The sequence below is a fragment of the Citrobacter sp. wls827 genome (assembly GCF_005280875.1).
Taxonomy (GTDB): Bacteria; Pseudomonadota; Gammaproteobacteria; order Enterobacterales; family Enterobacteriaceae; genus Citrobacter; species Citrobacter youngae.
In genome coordinates this window covers 89472-92078 of sequence record NZ_SZWR01000018.1, presented here as the reverse complement: position 1 = coordinate 92078, position 2607 = coordinate 89472, and the positions used below count along the sequence as shown (strand labels likewise).

Genomic DNA, 2607 nt, shown 5'->3' with positions numbered 1-2607 from the left:
AAACCGAAGCCAGGAAGACGGCTTCGGTTTTTTATGCTTACCACAACTAACGTGGTAATAGTCTATTAGCTGGCTTTGCGCTCGTGCGCCTGACGATAAGCCACTAAATCTTCGATAGTGACTACAGCCATATTGTGCTTGCCGGCAAACTCAATGCACTGTGGCGCACGCGCCATAGTACCATCATCATTAGTCAATTCGCACAGCACACCAGCCGGTTTAAAACCAGCCAGCGTCACCAGATCGATGGTGGCTTCGGTGTGGCCACCGCGAGTTAACACACCGCCAGCCTGAGCACGCAGCGGGAAAACGTGACCCGGGCGATTCAGATCGGAAGGTTTAGCGCCATCTTTAATCGCCGCGCGAACTGTAGTGACACGGTCTGCTGCGGAAACACCGGTAGTCACACCTTCTGCAGCTTCAATGGTCACGGTAAAACCCGTACCATAAGCGCTGGTGTTATTTTCCACCATCATCGGCAGATCGAGCTGTTTGCGTCGGTCTTCAGTGATGCACAGGCAAACAATACCGCTACCGTGACGGATGGTCAGCGCCATCTGTTCAACGGTCATGGTTTCTGCCGGGAAAATCATATCACCTTCGTTTTCACGGTCTTCATCGTCAAGCACCATCACACCGCGTCCTTCACGCAGTGCAGCAAGCGCATGTTCAACACGTTCGAAAGGCGTACCAAAAGAGGAAAGTAGCGTCTGATTCATGGTAAAAAAACCTCACTAAATTTATGGTTACCAGAATCAGGGCAGTCTTAGGAGTGCCGTCAAAGCGGCAAAAAAATAACGTGAGCGGGTCCATGCCCGACTGGATCGTTACTCTCTCCCATCCGGACTCTAACCGTCGGCCCCGGAATTACACCGGATCTGCTGACCTTTTCGCATTCACGAAAAGCGCTCGCGGGCTTTCAACATCAGTTGATTTACCGCCGGTGGGGAATTTCGCCCCGCCCTGAGAATAAGCGAGTTAACTATAACGCTATTGATTACCTTCATCAACGCCTTTGCTCGTCTTAGCTTCACACAATTCTGGTTTATGCCTGTGCCAGTTCGCACTACAATATGCAGCAACACGTACCAGTTCAGGGAAACCACAATGATTGACCCGAAAAAAATTGAGCAGATTGCTCGTCAGGTTCATGAGTCGATGCCGAAAGGGATCCGCGAGTTTGGCGAAGACGTCGAGAAGAAAATTCGTCAAACGCTTCAGTCACAGCTGACCCGTCTGGATCTGGTAAGCCGTGAAGAGTTTGATGTACAGACTCAGGTTTTGCTGCGTACTCGTGAGAAGCTGGCGCTGCTTGAGCAACGCCTGACTGAGCTGGAATCGCGTGAAACAACGGCAGAAGTTAAGCCTGCCCCGGCGATCCCATCAGTCGATCCGCAAGAGTAAAAACGACAACGGGCCGCAAGGCCCGTTTCTCTGTTAGTGTTCCAGTTCCAGCTTCCTGGCCTCCGTCGCCTGCTGGCAGTAAAGTGCATAGCGTTTGCAAAACCAGCTACGGTGTTCTTCATCCATATTCCCAGTTATCGCCTGGATATCAACGGGATGGCCCTCAGCCTGCATCCTGGCAAAACTTCGGGCCAGGAAATCGAAATTGTTCATTGAATACATACTGCTGTTCATGAGCATACCCTCCAGTTATTGAATATCTGCTAAGGCCATATGCTTTTTCTGATTTCAGTATTTCCCTGGATGCGAAGATATTCTGCACATATTGTGCGCAAAAAAACCTTCAGCTTCACAGTTTCCTACGAAATCTAAGAGGGGGATGAGCCTCTTTTCGGATTCAAGACCAGGAGGACGCATGTTATTGTAACGTCATGTAAAAGTAAGAGGTGAAACCATTACTTTTGACGCTATCAGGGAACGCGGTCGCAGGAGGAAGAAAGTTGGTTTTATTCACGGATTATAACGGACCCTACCTGTTTGCTATTTCATTTGTCCTGCTGATTGGCTTACTGGAAGTCATCTCTCTTGTTTTCGGGCACTTCCTTTCGGGCGCACTGGATGCGCATCTCGATCACTACGATGCCCTGACTTCAGGCAATATTGGACAAGCGCTGCACTATTTGAATATCGGACGTATTCCCGCACTGATCGTGCTGTGCTTACTCGCTGGCTTCTTTGGACTCTTCGGCATCCTTCTTCAACATGGTTCGGTCACACTGTGGCAAGCTCCGCTCAGCAACCTGCTGCTTGCTCCGGTGAGTTTTATTCTTGCCGTCTTCGCCGTGCATTACAGCGGAAAAATCATTGCTCCCTGGCTGCCACGGGATGAAACCACCGCTCTCGCAGAAGATGAGTTTATCGGCAGCATGGCGATTATTACCGGACATTCCGCAAGTGCCGGAACCCCATGCGAAGGGAAATTTACCGATAAGTTCGGGCAGACCCACTATGTGCTACTAGAGCCTGAAGCAGGCAAAGAATTCAAAAAAGGAGACAAGGTGCTGATTATCTGCCGACTCTCCGCAACGCGTTACCTGGCCGAGCTAAACCCCTGGCCAAATGTTTTGTAATTTTTACTTTAAGGGAATAACACAATGGATGATGTTTTTGGCATGTTACCTTCATGGATGTTTACCGCTATTG

General features: G+C 49.8%; 4 protein-coding genes and 1 riboswitch. Of the genes, 2 read left to right on the top strand and 2 right to left on the bottom strand.

What is annotated here, in order from left to right; translation table 11 throughout:
* Positions 1 to 65: 65 nt before the first annotated feature.
* A complete protein-coding gene (gene ribB / locus FDX03_RS13665) occupies positions 66 to 719 on the bottom strand; it encodes a 3,4-dihydroxy-2-butanone-4-phosphate synthase (protein ID WP_048213246.1) in 654 nt (217 codons plus the stop codon).
* A gap of 106 nt (positions 720 to 825) precedes the next feature.
* A riboswitch (FMN riboswitch) is annotated at positions 826 to 975 on the bottom strand.
* A gap of 132 nt (positions 976 to 1107) precedes the next feature.
* Here ribB and ubiK point away from each other — a divergent pair.
* Positions 1108 to 1404 (top strand): ubiquinone biosynthesis accessory factor UbiK, encoded by a 297-nt coding sequence (ubiK, locus tag FDX03_RS13660; RefSeq protein WP_048213247.1) that lies wholly within the window; start codon positions 1108 to 1110, stop codon positions 1402 to 1404.
* Positions 1405 to 1437: 33 nt separating this feature from the next.
* Here ubiK and glgS read toward each other — a convergent pair whose 3' ends face one another.
* Positions 1438 to 1644 (bottom strand): cell surface composition regulator GlgS, encoded by a 207-nt coding sequence (gene glgS, locus FDX03_RS13655; protein WP_086523459.1) that lies wholly within the window; start codon positions 1642 to 1644, stop codon positions 1438 to 1440.
* Between the two features lie 260 nt (positions 1645 to 1904).
* Here glgS and FDX03_RS13650 point away from each other — a divergent pair, with 260 nt between their 5' ends.
* On the top strand, positions 1905 to 2534 hold the full coding sequence (locus FDX03_RS13650; protein WP_048213249.1) for an OB-fold-containig protein: 630 nt from the start codon (positions 1905 to 1907) through the stop codon (positions 2532 to 2534).
* Positions 2535 to 2607: the final 73 nt, after the last annotated feature.

Coding starts and splice junctions, on each gene's coding strand:
- glgS (WP_086523459.1), bottom strand. CDS start 1,644: ATGCTCATGAACAGCAGTATGTATTCAATGAACAATTTCGATTTCCTG.
- ribB (WP_048213246.1), bottom strand. CDS start 719: ATGAATCAGACGCTACTTTCCTCTTTTGGTACGCCTTTCGAACGTGTT.
- ubiK (WP_048213247.1), top strand. CDS start 1,108: ATGATTGACCCGAAAAAAATTGAGCAGATTGCTCGTCAGGTTCATGAG.